The sequence below is a fragment of the Rothia mucilaginosa genome (assembly GCF_001548235.1).
GTDB classification, from domain to species: domain Bacteria; phylum Actinomycetota; class Actinomycetes; order Actinomycetales; family Micrococcaceae; genus Rothia; species Rothia mucilaginosa_B.
Map to the genome: position 1 here is coordinate 1,900,698 of NZ_AP014938.1, position 24,192 is coordinate 1,924,889.

Below are 24,192 nucleotides of genomic sequence, written 5' to 3' on the forward strand. Positions count from 1 at the left end.
GTGAATCCTCAGACTTTTAGCGAAACGCGGGACAACCCCATGCGAGAGACACCTCTCTCAAAGCTGGGGGAGTCCCGCGTTCTGCGCGCCTTCATGCCGATTATCAACGCCCACAATGAGCAGGTTGCCGCTACGGCACGTCAGGCGGGGCACATTGAGCCCCTCGATGTGGGTCCCGGTGACGACTGTGCCGTCCTCGCCGCGCCCGCGCCCGGTCAGCGTACCGTGGTCACCACCGACACTCTCGTTGAGGACCAGGACTTCATGAACCTGTGGCCCGGCGGTATCGCACGTGCGGGTGAGGCCGGCGAGTTCATTCTGGAACCCGCCCGCAGTAGCGGCTACGATGTGGGGCGCAAAGCCGCGACCCAGAACCTTGCCGACGTTGCCGCCATGGGCGCACGCCCGGTGAGCCTCTTCATCTCCTTGAGCCTGCCCGGTAGCACTCCTTACGGCTGGATCGATGGCTTCGCCCACGGCATTGTAGACGGAATCAACGCCTGCGGAGCTACCGAATGCGTGATTGGCGGCGGCGATATTGGCGACTCCACCGAAATGTCGGTGACCGTCACCGCCCTCGGCTACACGGACCGCGCCGTGTTACGCTCCGGCGCACGCCCCGGTGACACTATTGCCCTGGCGGGACGTACCGCCTGGTCCGATGCCGGTCTGCGCCTGCTGCTCAACCCGCTCTCCCTGCCCGCCATGGCACTGCTGCGTGCCATTGCCGCAGGTCAAGATGCTGAGGCGGCGCTGGAGGCGGTGAGCCGGGCGTGGGCTCAAAAGCATACTGAGAAGCAGGCTGAAGGTACTGGCGCTCTTCCTGGTGGCGTTCTTCCCGAGGGTCTTATCGAGCTTGCCCGCACCCTCAGCCCCGAAGACGCCGCGCACATGATTGCGGTCTGCGAGCGCGCCGTCGACTCGCAACACCACCCGGTCAGTCCCATCCCCGCCGGCGAGGTGGCACGCCAGCATCAGGCAAGCTCCATGCTGGATCTTTCCGACGGACTCGTCAAGGACGCTGGACGAGTCGCCGCTGCCTCCGGGGTGCAGATGCGCCTCGACCGCGCCGCCGTGGATGCGTTCGCCGAGCCGCTACTACCGCTGGCGCGCCTGCTGCTGGCGATTGGTGAGCGCAACGAGGCGGGGGAGAGCCCCGCATCCCTGGCGCGCACCTTCGTGCTGGTCGGCGGAGAAGACCACGGCCTGCTGGCGACCTTCCCCGGTGAGGTACCCGAAGAGTTCGTGCCCCTGGGAACCTGCGTGGCGGACGCCCCGGAGCGTGGTCTGAGCGCCGAACTCTACGGTGCCGAACGCCGCCACAATGCGGTGACCGGCGCGGCGGTCGTGATGGACGGCCGCTCCCTGGACGGCATGGGCTGGGAACACTACGGGGCTTCCGCGTAGAAGCTTGACCCAGTACCGCAAGTCACCGGGCGCCGCGAGGTGCGGGCGGTTTGTGTTCCGTCTGTGCTTTCATCCCGCGGGATGGGCGGCGGGCAATACCGTACATTTAACCGAAATTGCTTAGAATAGAAGTACGAAATAGGCTGGATTCTGCCCGTACCATGGGCGCTGAGAAATCGGTCGGGAAATGACCGGGAAATCAGTCAGGAACTAGCCGAGAACCACGCAAAGCTGATAAGGAGGGTAGCGTGAACGCAGAACAGAACCAGCGCACCGAAGAGCGCGAGATCTACCGCCGCGCCTGCGTGCGCGCCTACCGCTTCGGCGTAGCGTGGTCCACCGCCGCCCGCACCACCATCGAACGCTACCGTGAGGCGCTCAACGAACTCAACGGGTTCCCCGTGCCCGATAAGGACACCGGCTCCAATATCGCCCACACCCTGCTGACCCTGACCGAAGAGTTCGAGCGGGGCATGGAGCAGGTTCTGCCCGGTGATGCTTTGCCCGGCGAGATTTTGCCCAGCGAGGTTCTTCCCGCTGACGAAAATCCTGGTGGGGAGGGCACGTACGCGCCTGAGGCGGCGGGCGCCTCCGAAGAGGAAACCCTCGCCCACCTGTGGATTCAGCTGGGCGGCATCTACGAGCACGCGATTATGCGCGCATCCCGCGTGGCGCGCGGCAACTCCGGTACCCTGCTCTGCGCCTGGGCGCTGGAGGCAGTGCGCAGCTACTGGTTCCTGACCGGAAACCTCGCTCGGGAGCTCGGCGACGCAGCCGATGAGCTGCCGCTCGTGCGCGCCCTGGAGACAGACTACGAGCGCGTTATTGCTCGCGGATCCCTGCCGAAGCATCGCGAAGTGAAGCTGGAGTACGCCCACGCGGAGGCGCGCGCGATGGCGTTCGCGGCTGAGCGTATTCGCGCCAGCGTGGGGGAGCAGATGGTGCCCTCCACGATGCTGTCGGTCATGGTGGAGCTTGCCCGCCTGGACGCACACTACGATGCATCGCAGGACGCAGAAGCCGCTGATGGGGCGCTGAAAGAGCGTCGACGTGCGCTGATGCGTGCCGCCCTGGAACGTACCGCGCAGTTCCCGCCCTCACCCGAGCTTGCCGGTTTCGTGGATGCCGGCGCGCTCGGCTTCTACCTTGCCGTGGTGCACTCCAACCCGCGCTGGGAGGGAGCAACCCTGAGCGAGGCGCAGGTGGAGTCCATGCTGCGCGCGCCCTCAGCTGTGGATACGGCGCGGGCTGGCTCTGAACCCGCCGAGCATGTAGAAGGTGAGCACGCAGAACATGCGGGGCAGAGCGGCTGGGAGCTCATGGGCACGCTGACCTGTGAGCCCCTCGCCCTGGCGCAGTTGCGCCCCGAACTTGAAGCCATGGGTGACAGTCTGCTCATTACGCCCCTGGACATGGCGGCTGGACTCTGGGCGCTGCACGTGCACGTGCCCGAAATTGACCCCGCCCGCGAGCTGATTATGGGCTACGGTCAGTGGTCGGATGAGCGTATTTCCTCCCTGGCGGACGGTCACCACGCCGACCACGCGTGCGGTGCGGAGGGCGGCGCATGAGCCCCACCCGACGTTCCGTAAACCCGCAGCAGGAAGCCCTGGACTTGGGGCTTCCCGAGCCTGCGCCTAACAAGAGTGCGCCGGTCAAAGCTGCGTCGGCTAAAAGTGCAATGGCTGAGGCTACGAAGAGCAAGGCTTCACAGACCAAGCCTGCGAAGGTTGAGGCAGTGCAGGGTGAGCCCGTAGATCCAACGGTTGTCGAGCCTACCCGTACTGCTTCTGCGACCCGAGCTCAGCAGGGGACAAAAGATGCGCCGCTACTGAGCGATGAGCAGCTCCGCACCACCGCCGAGCTGACCGTGCGTGATCTTGCCGCCTACGCCCGAGGCGAGGTGAGCCGCGCCGAGCTGAGCGAACGCGCGGCACAGCGCGCTAGCGCACCCTACCGTAAGGCGCTCAAGACGCTTAAGCATTCGCTGGGTCCCGCCGCGCACACCATGACCGACGACGCTATCTACGAGCTGGTCGATATTGCGTTGGCGGCGCGGCAGGCAACTCAGCCGGAAGCACAACAGTCGGAAGCACATCAGCCGAAGGAACCGGCTCGGAAAGCACCCGCGCGGAAGAATCCGACTCAGAAGAAGCCAGCTCAGAAAAAAACAGTTCAGAAGGAACTAGCTCAGAACAAGCCGAGCCCGCAGGAGAGCGAAACTGCCGCGCGGGCTACTTCGGCGCGCCCGCAGAAGGTCACGAAAGCGAGCGAAGAGGCCGAGCAGAAGCCTGCTCCGAAGAAGAGCACGCCCGAAGTAGAAGCTGATAAGCCTGCGCCCAAAAAACCGGCCTCCACAAAGGTCGTAGCGAAGAAGACTCCCGCAAAGAAAGCTCCCGCTTCCAAAGCCTCGGTGACGAATGTCGCTGATTCCAAGGCCGCTACGCCGAAAACCCCCGCACCGAAAACCGACGCGCCGAAAAGCGTCGCCAAGAAGGCAATGCCCGCGCCGAAAGCCCCGGCGAAGAAGGCTCCCGCACAGAAGGAACCTGTACAGAAAGCTTCCGCGAAGAAGGCAGCTACTGAGAAGGTTGCGGCTGCGAAGCCCGCATCAGCTGCCGCGGAGGCTAAGAGCCGCGCCCTGGCGCGCTACGCCTCCGAAGACCGCATCGAAAATGCGCCGCTCAAAAAGTACCTTCCCGCGCCCAGTGCCAAGGCAATCTCCACGCACCTTGACCTGCACACCGTTGGGGAGATGCTCGATTACTTCCCGCGCAAGTACCTGCCGCGAGGTGAGCTCAGCTCCTTCGCCGAACTCGTTGAGGGCCAGGACGTCACCATCATCGCCCGCGTGGTGCACGTGAGCACCCGAACCATGGCGGCGCGCCGCGGCAAAATCACGGAAGTGATCATCACCGACCGGCTCTCCGATGCCACCGGGCAGGACGCACCCGCAGGTTTTGGAGCTGCCGGTTTTGGCGCCGCTGGCCTCAACGCTGGTGGCCCTGTATCCGTGGTGCCCGGGCGCGCTAACCGCCCCGGCGTATCTGGCGCCCCCGCGCAGAACTGGCAGGCAACCGGGATGCACAACCCGCGCATTAATGCGCTCGCTAACTCCACGCAGAACCCAGCTGCCCAGAACCCGGCACAGGGCAGGGGAGCGCAACCCGCCTCCTACAGCGGCTACGCAGATAGCTACGGCCAAGATTCGTTCGCGCAGGACAGTTTTGCGCAGGATAGTTTCGCGCAGGGAGGCCTCTTTGGCGTGCCCGCGCCCAGTATGACGAACCCCGGCGCGGGCGTGCTCATTGGCTCGCAGATGAAGCTTTCCTTCTTCAACGCTTGGACCGCCGCCCGGGAAATCCGCGAGGGTGAAACCATGATGTTCTCCGGCAGGGTCGGCATCTACCGCGGCGAGTACACGCTCACCAACCCGCACTACGCCCTGCTCTCGAAGGACGCCTCCGGCGCGGACGTCACCGCCACCGCCCCCGTGCCCGTCTACCGCGCCCCCGTGAAGCTGCCCACCGACCGCATTAGCGGCTACATGGCGCAGCTACTCGAAAAGGTGCCGCTCAAAGAATTTGAAGACCCGGTACCCTACACGATTCGTCGCGCCCGCAAGGTGCCGTCCCTGGAGTGGACGTACCGCGCCCTGCACACCCCCGACTCGGAGGACACTTGGCGTGCCGCGCAGGCGCAGATGCGTTACCGCGAGGCGTTCGTGCTGCAGAGCGCGCTCGCCCGCCTGCATTCAGTGCGTGCCGCGCACCTGACCCAGCCGCGCCCCGCCGTGGAGGGTGGACTCGCCGATCAGCTGCTTGAGGTTCTGCCCTACGAGCTGACTGAGGGGCAGCAGAAGGTGGGCGCTGAGATTGCCGCGGATTTGTCGAGCGAATCGCCCATGAACCGCCTGCTGCAAGGTGATGTGGGTTCCGGTAAGACCGTGGTGGCTCTGCGCGCCATGCTGCAGGTTGCCGATGCGGGCGGCCAGTCCGCGATGCTCGCCCCGACCGAGGTGCTTGCCGAGCAGCATTTGCGTTCGGTGCTGGACATTCTGGGGGATATGGCGGCGCCCGAAGGCTCTGACGCTGACGGTCCTGCTGATGCTGACGGCTCGATTGACGGCGGGGAAGAATCCGGCCGTGTGCGCGCGCGCCTGCTGACCGCCTCCATGGGCACCCGCGCCAAGCGCAAGGTACTGCAGGAACTCGCCGACGGCACCGCCCAGATTGTGATTGGCACCCACGCCCTGCTTTCCGACGAGGTGAGCTTCCACGATTTGGGTCTGGTCGTCGTGGACGAGCAGCACCGCTTCGGCGTGGAGCAGCGCGACAGCCTGCGCGGCACCGGCGGCGCCCTGCCGCACCGCCTGGTCATGACCGCAACGCCTATTCCTCGTACCGTCGCCATGACCGTGTTCGGTGACCTGGACGTATCCGTGCTCGACACCCTGCCCGCGGGCCGCCAGAAAATTTCAACGCACGTGGTGCCCCTCGCCGAGAAGCCCGCCTGGGCGTCCCGGCTGTGGAGGCGCGCCCGCGAAGAAATCGACGCGGGCCACCAGGTGTATGTTGTTGTACCTAAAATCGGGGAGGATGGCGACAGCCTGGAGGAAGGCGCCGCGTTCTTTGGCGCATCCAGCCTGAACGGTGCTGGAACTGGCGCGGGCAACTCAGCCCAGGGCTATTTCGGTCAGGGCGGTAGCGCGAGTAGCGACGGCAAGGTTCAGCTGACCTCGGTCGCCTCCATGTACTCCTACCTGAGCACTGAGGACGCCCTCGTCGGCGTGCGTATCGGTACCCTGCATGGCCGCATGGACCCGGCGGAGAAGACCGCCGTCATGACCGCTTTCGAGCGCGGAGAGATTGACCTGCTCATCAGCACCACCGTCATTGAGGTGGGCGTGAACGTCCCGAACGCCACGCTCATGATCATCATGGACGCCGACCGTTTCGGCATCTCTGGCCTGCACCAGCTGCGCGGTCGTGTGGGCCGCGGCGGCTATGCGGGCACCTGCCTGCTGGTTACCCGCCAGGAGGAGGGCGGCGTGTCCCGAGAGCGTCTGGATGCGGTCGCCTCCACCACGGACGGCTTTGAGCTTTCCCGCATCGACCTGGCGCAGCGCCGTGAGGGTGATATTCTGGGTGCTGCACAATCGGGCTCGAAGAGTACCCTGCGGTTCTTGCGGGCGCTCGCCGATGCCGACATTATTGAGCGTGCCCGCGAGGATGCCCGCTCGGTGGTGGAGAAGGACCCGACGCTGGCTAAGCACCCGTCGTTGGCGCGTACGATTGACCGCGCTCTGGACGCTGACCGTGAGGCGTTCCTCGGCAGGGGATAAGCGCCCAACGGGGCAGAACGCTCTGCCCGCTCCGCCCATCAACCAGCCTTGCCCACCACTCGCTGAAACCCTGACGTCAACACACCGCACTAGTTAAGAGGAGAGACCTATGAGCCGTATTATTTCCGGTGCTGCCGGAGGCGTTCGCCTTGCCTCGGTTCCGGGGGATAATACTCGCCCCACCACCGACCGGGTGAAGGAATCCCTCTTCTCCAAGCTGGAGAGCTACGACATTATTCGTGGCGCCCGCGTGCTGGACGCCTTTGGTGGCTCGGGTGCGCTGGGCTGCGAGGCACTCTCACGCGGTGCCGCCTCCGTGACTCTGCTGGATACGTACCCGAAGGCTGTTGCGGTGATTCGCAAGAACGTTGCCGCGGTGGAGAAGGCGATGGGCCGCACCGGTTCTTCTGGTGCTACCGGTTCTGCGGCGCGCGTGCAGCAGTCTCAGGCGCTGACCTACGTGAAGTCCGCCTCCGGGCCGTGGGATCTGGTGTTTGTTGACCCGCCCTACGCCATGCCGAACGAGCAGGTCAGCGAGCTGCTGCAGGCGCTGACCCCCAAGCTCACCGAGGGTGCCGTGGTCGTGGTGGAGCGTTCTTCGCGCGACCCGGAGCCGGTGTGGGGCGAGGGCCTGTACTGTTTTTCGACCCGTCAGCACGGCGAGACGGTTCTCTACTATGTGGAGCCTGACGAGGTGGAGGAGCAGACGGGCGACGAGTTCGACAACGAATCTGGCGAGGACGCTGAAGAGCTCGCCGCCTAAAATCGCTGCCTAAGATTGCCGCCGCATCTCACCGCCCGATCTTTCCGCCTCAGCCTGCGCTCGCGTATCACCCGCGAGCTCGACCCCTCTAATCCGCCCGCATCTACTCATTCCAACGTCTGATATTTATTCGTGAAGGGACCGCCATGATTGCCCTCTGCCCCGGATCTTTTGACCCCGTGCACCACGGCCACCTGGAAATCATTGCCCGCGCCGCTCAGCTCTTTGACGAGGTGATCGTGGGCGTGGCGCACAATAGCTCCAAGAAGTACCGTTTCTCCCTGGAGGAGCGTGTGCAGCTGGTGCGTGAGTCTCTGCAGGAGCTCGGCATTGAGGGTGTGAGCGTGGAGCCGATTCCGCCGGGCGTGCTGCTTGCCGAGTATGCGGCGGAGCGTGGCGCGAAGGTGCTGGTGAAGGGTCTGCGTTCGGCGACGGACTACAGCTATGAGGCTCCGATGGCGAGCATGAACCGCCACCTGGCACAGGTTGAGACGGTGTTCTTGGCGGGTGAGGACCGCTACGGTGCGGTGTCGTCCACGATTATTCGTGAGGTGGCGTCGCTGGGTGGTGACGTGACTCCCTTCGTGCCGGAGGCGGTCGCCCGCGCCCTGAAAAACGCCTAGTAGAGAGCCCGGCAAAACCGGCGGGCGCGCCCATCCGACACGCCCGACATGACCACCGGTATTGCCCCGGCAGAATAACTCGCACCGCCGACCGGGCACTTAAGTCCCCCAGTAGTAGCCCCGACCGACCGACCGATTAAGTGCCGCGCGGCGCCTCCTTAAGGGGATATTTAAGAGGTGAGCGCCACTTAAAGAGATTTAAACGGCGCTTAATCTTGATTAACGGTGCGAATGACCCCTAAAATGGGACTTTGGTTTATACATTTCGTAAGGAGAAACGCCATTTCACGTGCAGACGCATCGCCGCTGGTGGTATCGGTTACTAACCTGATTCACCGCCCCGGCACCATGGAAACTCTCACTGAGGTCCTGCCCGCACCGGCAGACCTGGGTAACACGCTCATCGGCGTGGAAGAGGGTTCGGATATTGACCTCGATATTCGTATGGAGTCTGTTGTTGATGGTATCCTAGTTACCGGCTCCGTCGTTGTGGATGTACACGGCGAGTGTAGCCTCTGCTTGGATCCGATTGATTACGAGATGTCGGCCAATATTCAAGAGCTTTTCGTCTTTGAGAAGGCCCCGGCTGGCGGCCCCGAAGACGAAGTAGATGAGCAGTACGCCGTTGAGGATGATTCCATCGACCTTGAACCGGCTCTGCGGGACGCAGTAATCCTTCAACTGCCGTTCCAGCCTGTTTGCAGGGACACCTGCCAGGGTCTGTGCGCCGATTGCGGTGCGCGCCTGGAGGATGACCCCGGGCATCATCACGAGGTGTTGGATCCGCGCTGGTCGGCCCTACAGGGCCTGCTCGGCGCAGATACCGAAAACTAAATTGTTGTTACTAGAGATTGTGAGATAGCTGTGGCTGTTCCCAAGCGCAAGATGTCCCGCGCTAACACCCGCGCACGCCGTTCCCAGTGGAAGGCATCCGTGCCCCAGCTGGTTAAGACCGTTGAAAACGGTCGCGTGACCTACAGCCTGCCCCACCAGGCAAAGGTTGTAACCGACGCTGCAGGCAACGCCCTGTTCCTGGAGTACAAGGGCCGTAAGGTTGCAGACGCCTAAGAAGCGGTGAATCCTTATGTTTGAATTTCCTAGTGTTGATACTAGGGAGTTGCGTAAACGTCTCGGGGTCGATATCGACGCCGAGACGTTTTTGCTATCCCTAACGCACCGTTCCTACGCCTTCGAGAACCCCGGGGTGGAGCATAACGAGCGCCTGGAGTTCCTGGGCGATTCGGTGCTTTCCCTGGCAATTGCTGAAGAAGTGTACCGACGCTACCCCGACCTGCCCGAGGGTGAGCTCGTGAAGCTGCACCACGTGGTGGTGTCTACGGTGGCGTTGGCGAAGGTAGCACGCGACCTGGATCTGGGCCGGTACATCCTGCTCGGTAAGGGAGAGATTCACACCGGCGGCGCCGATAAGGACTCGATTCTTGCCGACACCATGGAGGCGATTTTCGGCCTGACTTACCTGGAGTGCGGTCGCGAGGCGGCTCGTGACCTGGTGCTGCGCCTGATTGCGCCGCTGCTCGATGATGAGAAGGTCCTGAACTCTGGACGCGACTGGAAGACCGAGCTGCTGAACCTCGCCACCGCCCGCGGTTGGGGAGACGTGCGCTATGAGGTCACCGGCGAGGGCCCCGACCACGCGCGCGTGTACACTGCGGTCGCTATTGTGGCGAACCAGCAGGCCGGTACCGGTGTGGGCCCGAGCAAGAAGGAGGCGGAGCGCCTTGCCGCTGAGCAGGCGTACCGCGTTCTGGTTTAGGCTCCTTCAATCATCCTGCAGGTCTGCTAACTCTGCGGGGCTCTTGATCCTGCAATCCCGTTGAGGTGGTAATTCATGCCCGAACTGCCCGAGGTAGAAACCGTCCGCGCAGGTCTAGCCGACCATTCCTTGGGTCGGCCCGTGCGGGCGGTGCGCGTGGTCGATGCCCGTTCGCTGCGCAGGCACCTGCCCGGTCCCGCCCACTTTGAGGCGGCACTCACCGGCAGGGCGCTGCGCGGTGCCTACCGCCGCGGCAAGTACCTGTGGCTGACCCTGAGCGAGGCGGGCGGCACGCTTGCCGACGAGGCGCTCGTGGTGCATCTGGGCATGAGCGGTCAGCTGCTCGTGCGCGATGAGCTGGGCTGCGAATCGGACAGCAACTCGGGCGGCGACTCGGGTAATGAGTTGGGGGCTCGTGCGGCGTTTGATGAGCAGCCGCGGCACCTGCGCGTGGCGCTCGAGCTAGGACCGGCTGGAGCTACCGGTAGCGCGGCGAGCACCAACCGGGCAAGCACCGGGCAACGGTTGCTCTTCGTGGATCAGCGTATCTTCGGTGGCATGTTCCTCAGCCCGCTGGTGCCGGACGTACCCTCGGCGGTTGCAGCGAATGAAGTAGCGCCGGGTGAATTGGGACAGAGCGAAGTACCTGAGCGTTTTCTTGTGCCCGAGGCGGTTAAGCACATTGCCCGCGACCCGCTGGACGAGTTCTTTGACCCCGTGGCGGTGCGTCGTAAGTTCCTGCGCACCTCCAGCGGCATTAAGAAGGTGCTGCTGGATCAGTCGGTCATCTCCGGGGTGGGCAATATCTATGCCGACGAGGCGCTGTGGCGTGCGCGGTTGCACTACGCGAAGCCCGCCCGCACCCTCAGCGCCGCCCAGACCCGCGAACTGCTGGAGGCGGTCACCCAGGTGCTGCGTGAGTCTCTGGCGGCGGGCGGCACGAGCTTCGATGCCCTGTACGTGAACGTGCTGGGCGAGTCGGGCTACTTTGAGCGCTCGCTGAACGCCTACGGTCGTGCTGGGGAGCCTTGCCACCGTTGCGCGGAGGCGGGCCGCACCTCCCTGATCGTGCGCGAACCGTTCCAGAACCGCTCGTCCTACCGTTGCCCGCACTGCCAGCGGGCCCCACGTGCTCGATAGGTCAAGGTGCTCGATCAGTTAAGGGCTCTCGATAGGTAAGAGCTTACGATAGGCACAAACTCACGCTAGATATGCACGTGACGGCGTAGCTACGTTCCTCCCAGGAGGGGGATGTAGCTACGCCGTCATTCGTTTAAACCGCATTTGTTTAAACTTTATTCGTTGAAACCATGGGTGGGGGAGCCGCCCCGAAAAGAAGCGCTTAGCGGCTGTATTTGTCGCCGTAGAACAAGCCCAGGCGCTCGTAGCCTTCCTCAATCGACACGGCGGGCTCCCATTGTAGAAGCTCGCGGGTGCGGCGCTGATCAAACCAGTGCGCGGTCGACAGCTGCTCGGCGAGGAACTCCGTCATCGGCGGCTCATCACCGGCGGTCACGTTCTTCGGCAGACGCTCCCACACGCGCTCAATGACCTTACCCGCCAGAGCCGCAACCTTCGCTGGAACCGAGAAACGCGGGGCGGGAACGCCCACCGCCTCACAGAAACCACCGAGCAGCTCGGCGATAGTGCGCGGCTGACCGTTCGTCACCACCAGAGCCTGACCCGCAAAAGCGTCGAGGCGCTGATAGCCGCGCACCAGCGCATCTGCGGCGTTATCAATGTAGAGCGTATCAATCAGGCCCGTACCGCCGGAGAGCAGCGGCAGGCGGCCCGCGGCGGAACGCTCCAGAATACGCTCGACCAGCTGGGTATCGCCCGGACCCCACATGATGTGAGGACGCAACGCACCCACGCGCAAAACCCCGCCACCGGGCAGGGGAGTGCCGTTCGCCTCCAGGGCAAGGAGCTCAGCGGCAGCCTTCGAACGCGCATAGTTACCGCGTGCGTGCTCCGGGGACGCCACGCCGGCACCATCACCCACAATTGCCGCACCGGCATGAGCCACCGACGGCGAAGAAATGTACAGGAACGAACCCACCGAATGGTTCAGCGCCGCCTGTAGCAGGGTGCGGGTACCCTCAATGTTGATGCGCTCATAATCAGCCCACTCGCCGCTGACCGAAACCTTCGCCGCAGCATGCACCACGCCGTTCACACCGGTCATCGCCAGATCCACAGCCTGCGCGTTCGTAATATCGCCGCGCACCTGCTCAAAACGCGGGCGCACCGAATCGGGCAGCAGAGCCGCAATACCCGAATCGCCACGCTGAAAAACGCGCACATCGTAGCCAGCACGCAGCAACGCCAGCACGCTCTCACGACCCAGCAGGCCGCTCGCACCGGTAAAGAGGATGCGCTCGCCAATACGCGGCGCAAAATCAGGCTCCTCAACCGGGCGCAGCGAACGCGGGGCGGGGTCGGTGTAGCGTGCCGCCAGCGGCTGCGCGGGCTTGCGGAACCGAGCCGTCGGGGAAGTCACCGCATGCGAGGTCGACAAGCGGGGTACAGACTCGTGGGACGAGGACTCACGCGAAGAATGAGGGGACATCATACTCCTTAAACTTAGGGATCCGGCAGGCGCTTACGCCCCCGCGAGGACCTTTGACGCCCACTCACCCAGGGCGGGGCGGTCAATCTTCGAATTGTGGCGAATATCGGTCGGATGCTCGTGCACTACCAGCACCGCGGCAAGCTCCACGCCGGTATCCTCGGCAACCTTCTGACGCACCAGTTGCGAGAGCTCGAAGGGCGCCACACCCTCCGCAATGGGGAAGCGGTTGGCGCCGGGCACGCGATCGAGCAGGGCACGCTTAAGACCCGATGCCGACTGGCGCGCCTCCAAAGCGGCAGTATTCGCGGACGCCTCAATGACCAGTACCGGGGCGGCGGTACCTGCAGGGCCCACCGCGACCAGGGCGGCGCGGCGCACCTCGGGCAGGGACTCGGCGGACTGCTCCGCCGCAACCGGGGTCAGCACACCCTGCGAAGTCAGCAACACGTGCGCGAGGCGACCCTCAACCCACAGGCGACCCGAAGCGTCCAGGTGTCCGACATCACCGGTATGATGCCAACCCGGGGTGCTAATGGACTGCTCCTCAGTCACCCACAGGGTGTCGTAGCGGTCCTTCACGTGCGGTGCCGACACCAGAATCTCACCGGTTACACCCGGCTCGTGGGTCAGCTCATCCGCCACCGAACCGTCCTGCAGCAGCGGCGCAATAGCCACCGCCGCACCGTACACCGCGAAACCAACGCACACGCCGTCACGGGCGAACGGGTCAAGCACCTCACCGGCAGCATTCGGGGTGCCCTCAGCGATCGCCTGGCGAATCATCTCGAAAGACACATCGGTCACCGGCAGACCCTCGGTCATGCCGTACGGGGTGTGCAGGGAGGCGTTCGGCACCAGGGCGGAGAGCGCCTCCAGCAGCGGCACGGGAATCGGCGCGCCAGCACTCAGCACGGTCTGAACCTTAGCCAACGCCGCACGCTGCTCAGCGTTCAGCTCATCGGCGGTCGCCACCACATTCACCAGGGCGGCGGGGGACGCAAACACGACCGTCGCGTCAATAGCCGCCGCAGCCGAGGCCAATGCCGAAGCCGTCAGGGTCTTCGGGCGGGTCACATCCATCGTCGGGGTCACGCTGGTAGCACCCAGCGCCGGACCCAACAGCGCAAACGGCGCGAAGCCAGCCACCAGACCGCTACCGGGCGCAAAACCGTACGTATTCGCAATGGCATCACGCATACCCGCCAGCTGACGCTGCGTGTACACCACACCCTTAGCCGGGCCGGTCGAACCGGAGGTGTACAGCACCGCCGCATCAGCATCCGGCACGGGGGAGGGGAACTCCACCACGGTCGGGGTGGGCACCGGCGCACCCGGAGTGCCGTCAGCGGCGGGCGCGGTAAACACTGAACCGGCAACACCCAGCAGCTTCTCCTGCACCGAACCCAGCGGCTCAACAGAAATACGCACACCCGGCCACAGCAGGGTACGGGCGGCACTGAGCGCGGCGGGAATACCCACCAGGAAGCTCGGGTTAGCGCCCTTCAACGCGCGAGTCAGACCCGGAATACCCAGACCGGTATCAGCCACCACAATGACAGCGCCCAGCTTCATGCAGGCGTAAATCAGGGTGGTCAGGCGGGCACCCGGAGGCACCATCAGGTTCACACGGTCGCCCGGACGCACACCCAGGGCGTGCAGGCGGGTTGCGGCGGCGTTGACCTGCTGGTTCAGCTCCGCCCAGGTCAGGGTCACGGACACGGAGGTGCCGTCGCCCTTGGGGTCCATATCCACCACGGCGGTGGATGCGTCGTTGGCGCGTTCAGTCAGGGCAGCGAGCATGGGGCGGAACGCCGCGGGAACAGTACCCTCAGCGCCCCCAGTCGTAATACCCTCAGCGGCGGTGCTCTCGCCGGTTGTCAGGCCGTGGCGGCGCGCGCGGGCGGCACGATGCTCCGCCTCCGCATTACGCGCCGGAACCAGCACGCCATCCTCCAGCGTGCCAAAGGTCTGCGCAAGCCACGACATCATGGGGGTAGCAATATCGTAATCCTCAATGACCAAGTGCGAGGCCTTCTCGTAGCGGTGCACCTTCGCCTGCGGCATGCGCTCCATTAGGTCAAACAGGTAGCGGCGCTGGAACACCGGGTCCTTCGTGCCCCACTGGAAAAACGCGGGCACATCCAGGTCACGGATCTGCTCGGCAATACGCTGCATCGGCGTATAGGAAGGAATATCGGCACCGGTCGGAATATCACCCACAAAATTACGCACACCCTCACGCCACGCCGAATGAGCGTACGGCGCACGGTACGTACGGTAAATCGCCTCATTCAGCTGGCTCGGGTACAGGCGCTTAGGCTGCGGACCCACCGGCTGCGGCAGGGCACCATCAAGCGCCCCGGCACCGGCAGAACCCGGCGCGGGCAGGCGGCCCTCATTCTGAGCCAAACCCAAGGTCACATCAATAAACGCGGTCGAATCGTGAGTACCCCACTCGTGCACACCCAACGCCAGACGCAGGGCGGCAGGGATATTCTCAATGCCGTCATGGTAGACCGCGGTGTTCGTCAGCATCACGCCCGAAAGAATCTCACGATGCTCCAGCGCCCAACCAAAGGACACCAGCCCACCCCAGTCATGGGCGAGGGTCACGACCGGCTTGTCAGTCTCATCCAGACCCAGCGCCTTCGTGAAATCACCCAGGTCAGCGATACGGTCGGTCAGGGAGCGGCGCTCACCCTCCAAATCCAGGTGGGTGCGCTCCGAATAACCCATGTCAATCTGATCAACCGCAACCACACGCCACGGGGCGCGCTCATTCACGCCCGCATCCAGCACGGTACGCCACAGGTACGACCAGGTCGGGTTACCGTGCACGCACAGGATCGTGCCAATCGGCTCCAAACCCTGCTCGACCAGCACCGGAAGGTTATCCAGGTAGTGCCAGCGGCGCGCGCCAGCCTGCTGCGCCCGCAGCTCAATGGGGGCGGTGGTGGGCACCTCCAGAAGGTGGGAGTAGCGCGGGTTCACGCCCGCCCATTCCTCCGGATTGTAGGGAGGCTGAGCCTTAGGGAAATTCAAATGGCGCATACTGGGAATCCTTCCGGATCGAATCGGTGAATGTCTACCGCACTATGGCTAAAGGACTGCCGGTTAAGGGCAGCGACTATGGGCTGCAAGGTTAGGAGCTGCCGGCTAACGGGCTACCACTGAATCTCAAGCAGGGCAGTGTTCAGACCAGAACCCACACCCATGCACAGAATACGGTCGCCCTCCGTGTAGGTCGGCGCGTACTCGGCGAGAGTCATCGGCAGAGCCGCCGCAGCCACATTGCCCCACTTCGGGAAAGTCAAGGGGATGCGCTCACGCTCAATACCGACCGCCTCAATAATGGCGTTCGTGTGGGCGTTAGAAATCTGATGGGTCACGTAGGAGGTCATATCGTTCCACTCCCAGCCGTCCTGATGCGCCTGCTCCCACGCCTGCGCCACCAGCTCCAGGCCGTACTTGAGCAGGCCCTCGGCGTCAGTGTTCATGCCCTGATCCGCCTCGCCACCGATGCACAGGTTACGGTGCTCAGTGCCCGCGCGGGACACCGAACCGACGATGCGGTGACCCTCCGGGTGGCGGTCAGCGCGACCAATCACAGCCGCCGCTGCACCCGAACCGAGGGTCAGGGTCGCGAACTGCGCCAGCACATCCTCGCGGGTCGAATCGGGGTTGTTCAGGATGCGCACCGCGGTACGGTGCCACGGGGAGGGGTCCTCGCCAGCGACAATCAGGGCGTAGTCGATAGCGCCCGCATCAATCATGGTGGAGGCGACAGTCATCGCGTTCACAAAGCCCAGGCAGGCGTTCGTAATATCGAAGTTCAGGGCGTGACGCGGCAACTCCAGGCGGTCGTGCACACCCACCGAAACGGCGGGCTCAAAGTTATCGCGAGTCACCGAAGCGTTAATCAGCAGGCCAATCTGGGAACGGTCAATGCCCGCCTCCGCAATAGCCTTCTCAGCTGCGGCAACCACGCCGTCCTCGAAAGTCTGGCCCTCAGCCCAACCGCGGCGAGTACTAATACCGGCAAGACGCTCCAGCAGGCCCTTGGGCATGCGCAGACGCTTGTAGGTTTGGGCTAGCTGCTCATCGAAGTAGTCGCTCGTGACGACCTCCGGAGGCAGCTCATGGGTAATGGACAGTAGAGCTGCATTAGCGTGGCGAATGTCAGAGTTCGTGCCGACCTTCTCGGCGGGTGCATTCAACAATGGTGTGGCCCTTGAAAATAGAAGTCAGTGGGATGCAAAGACGGCGGGGAAACGCACAGCGGCCCCGCAGAATTTGTGATGCTCATTCCAATCTACCGCACAGGTCGGGCGAACCCGTATCCGTAGACCCAATATGAACGCTCCCGTTCACCCCGCGCGTAAGATGATGTGCAATGAGGAACTTTGAGTCCCATTCGCCCCTCGCACGCTAACGCCGCCCGCCCACCGCACCGCGTACACTAGAGGGATGCCGCCACGCACCACAGAACGTGCCCGGCACACACCAGATTCTTTTGCAGAAAGGCCCCTTGTGCACCTGATGTCGCTGACCCTGCGCGGGTTCAAGTCTTTCGCCTCCGCCACCACTTTTGAGTTCACCCCCGGCATTAACGCGGTGGTCGGACCCAACGGCTCCGGCAAGTCCAATGTGCTGGACGCGCTCGCCTGGGTGATGGGCGAGCAGGGCGCTAAGAGCCTGCGCGGCGGCAGCATGAAGGACGTTATCTTCGCGGGCTCCGGCGAGGCTGGTTCGGGCGACGGCGCCCAGCGTGCACCCCTGGGCCGCGCCAAAGTCACCCTGATTTTCGATAATTCTGATGGCACTCTCAGCATTCCCGCTGATCGGGTGCAGATTTCGCGCACCATGTTCCGCTCCGGCGGCAGCGAGTACGAGATTAACGGTTCCCCGGCGCGCCTTGCCGATATTCAGGACCTGCTCTCGGAGGCGGGTCTGGGGCAGCAGATGCACGTGCTCGTCGGCCAGGGCCAGCTGGACGCGGTCCTGCACGCCACCGCCCAGCAGCGCCGCGACATGATTGAGCAGGCGGCAGGCGTGGTCAAGTACCGCCGCCGCCAGGAAAAGACCAGCCGCAAGCTGGAATCTGTGGCAACGAACGTTACCCGCCTGAGCGACCTGGTCGCCGAGCTGGATTCGCAGCTGCAGCCGCTGAGCGAGCAGGCGGAATCTGCCGCGACCGCACGCCAGCTGCAGGCGCGCATCCGCCAGCTGGAGGCAGTACTTCTGGCTCGTCAGCTGGGTGTTCTGCAGGCTGAGCAGGCGCAGGCGCTCGCCTCCGAGGCGGAAGGTGCCCGCCGCGCCGAAACCCTGAAAGAACAGCTGGAGGCGGCGCGTGCCGCATCCGCGAAGCATCAGCAGGAGCAGAACCGCCTGAACGCCGAGGTCACCGCCTGCCAGAAGGCCGTGTCGACTCTGCGCGAGTCCGCCGCGCGCGTGCGCACCGTGCAGTCCATCGCCGCTGAGCGCGTGCGCACCTACCGCGTGGAGCTGACCGAGGCGACCGCCGCCGCCCGTGCCGGATACGAACGCGCCCTGGAACTGCTGGAGGAACGCCGCGAAGAGGCAGAGCGCGCGGTTGAAAGCTACGCCAGCTTTGAGGAACGCTACGATGCGGCGCTGAAGAACGTTGAGAAGGCGGCGTCCGAGGTGGCGCAGACTGAGCGCGCCTCGGGTGAGGCGGCGCAGTCTCGTGCCCGCGCGCAGGCTCAGCTGGATGCCGCCCGCGCCGCTGCGGTGGAGGCGACCCGCGCCTACGCGGCGGCGGCTGAGCGTGCCGCAACCCTGCGTGAGGCGCTGGGCCAGAGCCTGGGTGAAGCACCCGCCGAGCTCGGTGCTGAATCCGCTGAGGCGGTGTTCGACCCCGAGACCGGCGAGCTCATGGATTCTTCGAGCGAGGGCGCGAGCCTGCTGCGCGTGCTGGATGCCGTGCAGATTGACCCCGAGTATGCGCGCGCGGCTTCTGCGGCGCTGACCTCACTGGCAACCGCGGCGTTGAGCGTGCCGGTTGAGGGCGCCGAGGTGTCGCAGCTGCGCGGTGACATTGGGGACGAAAGCAGCGAATCTGCCGCGAAGGAACTTTCAACAGAACTGCCCGAAACCACCCTGCCCGAATCCTGCGCCGCCGAGCTGCGCGAGCTGGGTATCCGCCCCGCCACCGAGATGATTGAACCGCTCAGCGAGGATGCCGCCGCGCTCGCCGGCATCGACGATCACGCCCTAGCGCGCGTCACTGCGGCGCTGGGTGAGCGCCTGGCGGGCGTGCTGTTCGCGCCGGATGCCGCCTCCGCAGAGCAAGCCCTGCACCTGCTCGCAGAGAATAACCTCGCAGGTCAGCGCACTATGTGGCATATTTTTGACCCCGCAGGCACCGAGCACACCCGCTACAGCCTGCTCTACCCGGCTGAGGGCGCCAGCCCCCTGGAACTTGCCGCCTCATACCGCGCCGCCTCCCAGGTCGTGACCCGCACCCGCGCCGAACTGGACGAAGCCGAGCAGACCGTTCAGCAGGCTCAGACCGCGGCAGAGGCGGCGGTCGAAGCAGAACGCGAGGCAGCGAAGGCGGCGGGCGTGGCGAGCGCCGAGCATGCCCGCGCCCGCGCCCAGGCGGAGTCCCTGGAAGCCTCCGCGCAGAACATTCAGAATGAGCGCGCCCGACTGAACGAGCGCCTCACTGCCGCGGAGGAATCCGTAGCCGAAGCGCGCACCACCTACGAGTCGGCGCGCACCCGAGAGGATTCCTACCTGGCGGGCACGGGGGAGCAGGCTCCCGCTGCAAAGATTGAGCGCCGTGCCCAGCGTCTGGGCGAGGTGCTTGCCGAGCAGGTGAGCGAGCGTGAGCAGCAACTGCACGAGCTGAGCGGCGCCCTGAAGAACGCCCAGGAAGGCCTGACCAACACCAATGATGAGGTACAGGATTTGCAGGCGTCGCACGCGGCGGCGCTGACCCTGTTGGCGCGCACTCAGACGGAGGCGGCGCGCGTGCAGGAGCGTGTGCAGGCTCTGGCTGAGCGTGCCCGCCTGGTGACCGGTTTGACCCTGGAGCAGCTGGAGGAGGAGTACTCCGAGCAGCTGCCGGTTGACGTGCCCGTTCAGGAGACCGCCGGAAACGACCCCTCCGAAAACGCAGCCTCCGAAAATCCCGCCACCGAAGCGGCATCGGAGACTACCGAAGCCTCCACCGAGAGCGTCCGCGCTCGCCTCAAGGCAACCCGCGCCGAACTGGAGGCACTCGGCGCCATTAACCCGCTGGCGCTGGAGGAGTACGAGGCGCTTTCTGAACGCCACGCCTACCTGAACCAGCAGATTGAGGATTTGAAGGCGACCCGCCGCGACCTGAACACGGTCATGGACGAGGTCAGTAGCCACATTGCGGAGGTGTTCACCGCCGCGCTGGAGGACATCAACACCCACTACCGCCGTATCTTTGAGACACTCTTCCCGGGAGGTGAGGGCCACCTGGAGCTGGACGACCCGTCCGATCCGTTGAATTCGGGTGTGGAGATTCACGCGCGCCCGGCGGGTAAGAAGGTTAAGCGCCTGTCGCTGCTGTCCGGCGGTGAGCGTTCGCTCGCTTCGCTGGCGCTGTTGATTGCGATTTATATGTCTCGCCCTTCGCCGTTCTACGCCCTGGACGAGGTTGAGGCGGCGCTGGATGACCGCAACCTGTCGCGCCTGCTGCAGGTGATTGGTGAGTTGGGGGAGCGTTCGCAGCTGATTGTGATTACGCATCAGAAGCGCACGATGCAGATTGCGGAGACCCTGTACGGGGTGTCGATGCGCGGTGGCGTGTCGACGGTGCTTTCTCAGCAGATGGAGGAGCTGCGCGAGCTGCTGTAGCTCGCCGCGCGCCCCTCAACCTGCGCGCTCCTGCCTAGCCTCGCTTGCCTATCCTCTAAATCTTGCCAGACGAGCCACCTCATACCCGTGCGCGCACCCACTCTGGCGAACGTCACATGTCCTAGGAATGGTCATGTGCACCCCAGGGTACTGTTCACCGCCTGCGCCCGGGTACTATAGGGGGATATGTGCGAACACCGCCCCGCCCTACCCGCGGTTGCGTGGTGTTTCGCTGTGATCAGGCCTGATGCCCCGCCCTACCCGCGGCGCGCATCCGGCGGTAACCATCCAGGGAAGGAATAGTGATGAGCGAGAACCTGGCAGATGCTTTCCTCAACGGCGAGTCGTTGAAGAATGCCCCCGGCCCCTATTTTGGTGAGTACGGCGGGCGGTGGATGCCCGAGTCGCTGATTGCCGCCATGGATGAGCTGGAGGCAACCTTTAACGAGGCGAAGAACGACCCCGAGTTCATTGCTGAGTTCCAGCGTCTTTCTGCTGAGTATTCGAACCGTCCGTCGCTACTGACTGAGGTTCCGAAGTTCTCTGAGCATGCTGGTGCGCGTGTGTTCCTCAAGCGTGAGGATCTGAACCACACCGGTAGTCACAAGATTAATAACGTGATTGGTCAGGCTTTGCTGGCTAAGCGTATGGGTAAGACCCGTCTGATTGCTGAGACTGGTGCGGGCCAGCACGGTGTTGCGACTGCGACCGCGGCTGCGCTCTTCGGCATGGAGTGCGTGATCTACATGGGTGAGGAAGACACTGAGCGTCAGGCGCTGAACGTGGCTCGTATGCAGCTGCTGGGCGCGAAGGTGATTGCGGTTCAGAACGGTTCCCGCACCCTCAAGGACGCCATTAATGAGGCGCTGCGCGACTGGGTTTCGAACGTTGAGAACACCCACTACCTGCTGGGTACTGCCGCCGGTGCGCATCCGTTCCCGGCGATGGTGCGTTTCTTCCATGACGCTATCGGTGAGGAAGCGCGCGAGCAGATTCTGGCTGAGACCGGCCGCCTGCCCGATGGTATTGCTGCCTGCGTGGGTGGCGGTTCGAACGCGATTGGCCTGTTCCACGCGTTCTTGGATGATTCTTCGGTCGAGATTTACGGTTTTGAGGCTGGCGGTGACGGTGTGGATACCGGTCGTCACGCGGCGACCATTACTCTGGGTCGTCCGGGCATGCTGCACGGCGCAATGACGTACCTGATGCAGGATGAAGACGGTCAGACCATTGAATCCCACTCGATTTCGGCCGGTCTGGATTACCCGGGTGTGGGTCCGGAGCACTCCTACCTGTCCGATATTGGTCGCGTGACCTACGAGCCGGTGACCGACACCGAGGCGATGGACGCTCTGCGTCTGCTCTGCCGTACCGAGGGTATTATTCCGGCGATTGAGTCCTCGCACGCTCTGGCGGGTGCGCTGCGCGTGTGCCAGCGTTGGGCTGCTGAGGATCCGGAGGCGGCACGCGAGAAGACGATGATTGTCTGCCTGTCCGGTCGTGGCGATAAGGACATGGAAACCGCTCTGAAGTGGTTCGGTCTGGGCAAGGCGATTCCGTCCTCGGCCCTGATGACCGGTAATAAGGAAGCTGCCGCATCCGCTGCACAGAACGCACAGGCTGAAAGTGAGGCTAAGTAATGAGCTACCAGGACGCTATTTCTCAGGCGGCACCCTTTGAGGTGTTGGACGGTACGTTCCCGACTGCTAACCCCGATTCGCCTCTGGCGGCTCGTCTGGCTGAGTGCGAGAAGCAGGGCCGTGCGGCGCTGATCGGCTACCTGCCGGTGGGCTTCCCGACCCTGGACGAGTCGATTGACGCGGCGATTGCTCTGGGCAATAACGGCGCGGACATTATCGAGCTGGGCGTGCCTTATTCTGATCCGGTCATGGATGGTCCGGTGATTCAGAAGGCGACCGGCGTGGCGTTGGAGAACGGTTTCAAGCTTCCTCAGCTGTTTGAGGCGGTCCGCCGCATTACCGAGGCGACCGACGCGGTGGTTGTCGTGATGACCTACTGGAACCCGGTTCTGGCGTACGGTGTGAAGAATTTTGCGCGTGATTTGGCGGCTGCCGGCGGCGCGGGCATGATCACCCCGGACCTGGTGCCTGATGAGGCGTCGTCGTGGTTTGAGGCTTCTGACGAGTACGGTCTGGATCGTATTTTCCTTGCCGCGTTGTCTTCTTCGCCGGAGCGTTTGGCGACTATTGCGAAGGCGTCGAGCGGCTTCGTGTATGCCGTGTCGGTGATGGGCGTGACCGGTGCCCGCACCTCCGTGTCGGAGGCGGCTCGCACCCTGGTTGCGGACATTAAGGCTGCCGGTGCGCCTCGTGCGTGCGTGGGTCTGGGCGTTTCGACTCGTGCCCACGTTGAGGAGATCGGCGAGTATGCGGACGGCGTGATTGTCGGTACCGCGCTGGTGAAGGCTTTGGCTTCTGGCGGTGTTGAGGCGGTGGCTAAGCTGACCCGTGAGCTGGCGGGGCGTGAAGGCTAATGTCTGATGTGCTGTCGCTGGCGAGTGTGCCGGTAGCTAACGTGCTGGCTTCGATTCCGCTGGGTTCGATTCCTTCGCCGAGCGTTTCGTACCTGCAGCTGGGTCCGTTCCGTGTGCATTTCTATGCCCTGTGTATTCTTGCGGGTATGGCGGTGTGCTTGTGGTTGGGTTCTCGCCGTTGGAAGGCGGCGGGTGGTACCCCTGAGCGCGTTTTTGACGTGGCGATGTGGGCTATTCCGGCGGGCATTATTGGTGCCCGCGCCTACCACGTGCTGATTACTGACCCGGGTAGCTATTTCGGCCCGAATGTTGCTGATCCGTGGGCTTTCCTGAAGATTTGGGAGGGCGGCATTGGCATTATGGGTGCCGTGTCGGTCGGTGCGTTGGGCGCCTGGTATGGTTGCCGCCGCTATGGCATGAATTTCCCGGCTTTTGCGGATGCGGTAGCGCCGGGTATTCTGCTGGCTCAGGCGTTTGGCCGCTGGGGTAACTGGTTCAACCAGGAGCTGTTCGGTAAGCCGACGACTTTGCCGTGGGGCCTGGAGATTAGCGCTTCGAGCGGTAATTTCCCGCCTCAGTATCCGGCGGGTACGCTGTTCCATCCGACGTTCCTGTACGAGTCGCTGTGGAACTTGCTGGGTGTGGCGTTGTTGCTGTGGCTGGGCCGTAAGGGCGTGCTGAAGCTGGGTCAGACTCTGTGGCTGTACGTGTTCTACTACGGTGTGGGTCGCCTCTTCATTGAGATGTTCTTGCGTATTGATACCTCGGAGATGCTTTGGGGCGTTCGTATTCACGTGTGGACTGCTCTGCTGCTGGTTCTGCTGGGTGCTGCTGGTTTTGTGGTGGCTGGTCGTCGTGCGGCGGCGAAGGCTGCTGCGGGTATTGAGCCGGCTCCTGCGGAGTTCGCTCCGAAGTCTGCCGCAGATGAGTCTGCTGAGGACGTTGAGGAGAAGGCATCCGAGAAGGAAGAATCCAATGAGGATTCTGACTCTTCTGAGTCTTCGACAAAGGGCTCTTAGACAAAGGGCTCCTAGCCTTTCATCTACATTCATAGAAAACCGCCGGATGGGGCAGAACCCCCGTCCGGCGGTTTTTTGTACCTGTTTCTTGCGCTCTGTTGTTCTTCCACTCTGGCGCTTCCGCACTGGCATTCTTCTGCACTGGCATTCTTCCACTCTGGCGCTCTGCTAAGCGCGTGTAGCATTCACACACTGGTATGTGACGGCGCCGTGCGTGGATTTAGGCTGTTGAGAAGGCATAATAGAGGTATTGCATGTGGCGGGCGCCCGCGTCAGGAGTATGAGGCTCTTCGAGCGATGATGCCTGCTACGTTTAGAAACACCCACTCAACGTACAGGATT

General features: G+C 63.8%; 16 protein-coding genes. 13 read left to right on the top strand and 3 right to left on the bottom strand.

The features are described 5' to 3' along the window. Nucleotides 1–39: 39 nt before the first annotated feature. From RM6536_RS07445 to mutM, 9 genes are all read left to right on the top strand, one after another. Nucleotides 40–1,407 carry a thiamine-phosphate kinase gene (locus RM6536_RS07445; protein ID WP_060824640.1) on the top strand — a complete coding sequence of 456 codons (1,368 nt, stop codon included), beginning with the start codon at nt 40–42 and terminating at the stop codon, nt 1,405–1,407. 248 nt (nt 1,408–1,655) lie between these two features. Further along, nucleotides 1,656–2,978 (top strand): Dak phosphatase, encoded by a 1,323-nt coding sequence (locus RM6536_RS07450; protein ID WP_060824641.1) that lies wholly within the window; start codon nt 1,656–1,658, stop codon nt 2,976–2,978. Next, nucleotides 2,975–6,751, top strand: a complete 3,777-nt coding sequence (locus tag RM6536_RS07455) for a helicase-related protein (RefSeq protein WP_081094667.1) — start codon at nt 2,975–2,977, stop codon at nt 6,749–6,751. The genes RM6536_RS07450 and RM6536_RS07455 overlap by 4 nt, the downstream gene beginning before the upstream one ends. Nucleotides 6,752–6,860: 109 nt before the next feature. Then, on the top strand, nt 6,861–7,514 hold the full coding sequence (rsmD, locus tag RM6536_RS07460) for a 16S rRNA (guanine(966)-N(2))-methyltransferase RsmD (protein WP_060824642.1): 654 nt from the start codon (nt 6,861–6,863) through the stop codon (nt 7,512–7,514). A 146-nt stretch (nt 7,515–7,660) separates the two neighbouring features. Then, on the top strand, nt 7,661–8,137 hold the full coding sequence (gene coaD / locus RM6536_RS07465) for a pantetheine-phosphate adenylyltransferase (protein ID WP_060824643.1): 477 nt from the start codon (nt 7,661–7,663) through the stop codon (nt 8,135–8,137). Between the two features lie 225 nt (nt 8,138–8,362). Beyond that, nucleotides 8,363–8,971: a YceD family protein gene (locus tag RM6536_RS07470; RefSeq protein WP_012903341.1), complete on the top strand. Its 609-nt coding sequence runs from the start codon at nt 8,363–8,365 to the stop codon at nt 8,969–8,971. Nucleotides 8,972–9,001: 30 nt separating this feature from the next. Next, nucleotides 9,002–9,205 (top strand): 50S ribosomal protein L32, encoded by a 204-nt coding sequence (gene rpmF, locus RM6536_RS07475; protein WP_005505656.1) that lies wholly within the window; start codon nt 9,002–9,004, stop codon nt 9,203–9,205. A gap of 16 nt (nt 9,206–9,221) precedes the next feature. Further along, entirely contained in the window at nt 9,222–9,911 is a 690-nt protein-coding gene (rnc, locus tag RM6536_RS07480; protein ID WP_060824644.1) for a ribonuclease III, read from the top strand. 75 nt (nt 9,912–9,986) lie between these two features. Further along, the gene (gene mutM / locus RM6536_RS07485; RefSeq protein ID WP_060824645.1) at nt 9,987–11,051 is read left to right on the top strand and encodes a bifunctional DNA-formamidopyrimidine glycosylase/DNA-(apurinic or apyrimidinic site) lyase; all 1,065 of its coding nucleotides are present in this window, start codon (nt 9,987–9,989) and stop codon (nt 11,049–11,051) included. Nucleotides 11,052–11,253: 202 nt separating this feature from the next. Here the strand turns inward: mutM and RM6536_RS07490 are convergent, their stop codons facing one another. From RM6536_RS07490 to RM6536_RS07500, 3 genes are all read right to left on the bottom strand, one after another. After that, complete coding sequence (locus RM6536_RS07490; RefSeq protein WP_060824646.1) at nt 11,254–12,480, bottom strand: NAD-dependent epimerase/dehydratase family protein; 1,227 nt, start codon at nt 12,478–12,480, stop codon at nt 11,254–11,256. Nucleotides 12,481–12,513: 33 nt separating this feature from the next. Then, nucleotides 12,514–15,534 carry an alpha/beta fold hydrolase gene (locus tag RM6536_RS07495; protein WP_060824647.1) on the bottom strand — a complete coding sequence of 1,007 codons (3,021 nt, stop codon included), beginning with the start codon at nt 15,532–15,534 and terminating at the stop codon, nt 12,514–12,516. Between the two features lie 113 nt (nt 15,535–15,647). After that, on the bottom strand, nt 15,648–16,703 hold the full coding sequence (locus tag RM6536_RS07500; RefSeq protein ID WP_060824648.1) for a 3-oxoacyl-ACP synthase III: 1,056 nt from the start codon (nt 16,701–16,703) through the stop codon (nt 15,648–15,650). A gap of 319 nt (nt 16,704–17,022) precedes the next feature. Between RM6536_RS07500 and RM6536_RS07505 the strand changes: the two genes are divergently transcribed. The 4 genes from RM6536_RS07505 to lgt all read left to right on the top strand — a co-directional run bounded on the left by RM6536_RS07505 (nt 17,023) and on the right by lgt (nt 23,850). Continuing rightward, a complete protein-coding gene (locus RM6536_RS07505) occupies nt 17,023–20,337 on the top strand; it encodes a chromosome segregation SMC family protein (RefSeq protein ID WP_060824912.1) in 3,315 nt (1,104 codons plus the stop codon). Between the two features lie 305 nt (nt 20,338–20,642). Then, on the top strand, nt 20,643–21,977 hold the full coding sequence (trpB, locus tag RM6536_RS07510; protein WP_060824649.1) for a tryptophan synthase subunit beta: 1,335 nt from the start codon (nt 20,643–20,645) through the stop codon (nt 21,975–21,977). Beyond that, a complete protein-coding gene (trpA, locus tag RM6536_RS07515) occupies nt 21,977–22,831 on the top strand; it encodes a tryptophan synthase subunit alpha (protein WP_060824650.1) in 855 nt (284 codons plus the stop codon). Before trpB ends, trpA begins: the two co-directional genes overlap by 1 nt. Continuing rightward, complete coding sequence (gene lgt / locus RM6536_RS07520) at nt 22,831–23,850, top strand: prolipoprotein diacylglyceryl transferase (protein WP_060824651.1); 1,020 nt, start codon at nt 22,831–22,833, stop codon at nt 23,848–23,850. The genes trpA and lgt overlap by 1 nt, the downstream gene beginning before the upstream one ends. The last annotated feature ends 342 nt before the right edge of the window (nt 23,851–24,192 follow it).

Bases quoted from the DNA above. Each gene is read 5' to 3' on its own strand.
- lgt (WP_060824651.1), top strand. From the start codon at position 22,831: ATGTCTGATGTGCTGTCGCTGGCGAGTGTGCCGGTAGCTAACGTGCTG.
- RM6536_RS07495 (WP_060824647.1), bottom strand. From the start codon at position 15,534: ATGCGCCATTTGAATTTCCCTAAGGCTCAGCCTCCCTACAATCCGGAG.
- RM6536_RS07505 (WP_060824912.1), top strand. From the start codon at position 17,023: ATGTCGCTGACCCTGCGCGGGTTCAAGTCTTTCGCCTCCGCCACCACT.
- trpB (WP_060824649.1), top strand. From the start codon at position 20,643: ATGAGCGAGAACCTGGCAGATGCTTTCCTCAACGGCGAGTCGTTGAAG.
- RM6536_RS07490 (WP_060824646.1), bottom strand. From the start codon at position 12,480: ATGTCCCCTCATTCTTCGCGTGAGTCCTCGTCCCACGAGTCTGTACCC.
- rsmD (WP_060824642.1), top strand. From the start codon at position 6,861: ATGAGCCGTATTATTTCCGGTGCTGCCGGAGGCGTTCGCCTTGCCTCG.
- coaD (WP_060824643.1), top strand. From the start codon at position 7,661: ATGATTGCCCTCTGCCCCGGATCTTTTGACCCCGTGCACCACGGCCAC.
- rnc (WP_060824644.1), top strand. From the start codon at position 9,222: ATGTTTGAATTTCCTAGTGTTGATACTAGGGAGTTGCGTAAACGTCTC.
- RM6536_RS07455 (WP_081094667.1), top strand. From the start codon at position 2,975: ATGAGCCCCACCCGACGTTCCGTAAACCCGCAGCAGGAAGCCCTGGAC.
- trpA (WP_060824650.1), top strand. From the start codon at position 21,977: ATGAGCTACCAGGACGCTATTTCTCAGGCGGCACCCTTTGAGGTGTTG.
- mutM (WP_060824645.1), top strand. From the start codon at position 9,987: ATGCCCGAACTGCCCGAGGTAGAAACCGTCCGCGCAGGTCTAGCCGAC.
- RM6536_RS07445 (WP_060824640.1), top strand. From the start codon at position 40: ATGCGAGAGACACCTCTCTCAAAGCTGGGGGAGTCCCGCGTTCTGCGC.